This is a genomic window from Roseibium denhamense (assembly GCF_009711415.1).
Lineage (GTDB): Bacteria > Pseudomonadota > Alphaproteobacteria > Rhizobiales > Stappiaceae > Roseibium > Roseibium denhamense.
This window is the reverse complement of sequence record NZ_SMLZ01000061.1, coordinates 5,774-6,011: the sequence shown is the minus strand read 5'-3', so window position 1 is coordinate 6,011 and position 238 is coordinate 5,774. Positions and strand designations below refer to the sequence as shown.

1 protein-coding gene is annotated in these 238 nt (G+C 59.2%); it reads right to left on the bottom strand.

The features are described from left to right. Window positions 1–238: GTP-binding protein (locus E1180_RS00355; protein ID WP_244313914.1), on the bottom strand; the 238-nt coding region annotated here is incomplete at both ends.

The window sequence follows — 238 nt, the reverse complement described above, 5'->3', positions numbered from 1 at the left end:
GTCAACAGCTGCCATCAGCTCACGGATCGCGTCGCGGCCAATCGCTGCGTCACGGTTCTCAACGGCTGCCAGCGCAGAGCCCTTGACGATCGGAATGTCGTCGCCCGGGAACTCGTAGGAAGACAGAAGCTCACGGATTTCCATTTCGACGAGCTCGAGAAGCTCTTCGTCGTCGACCTGGTCAACCTTGTTCATGAACACGACAAGTGCTGGGACGCCAACCTGACGCGCAAGCAGG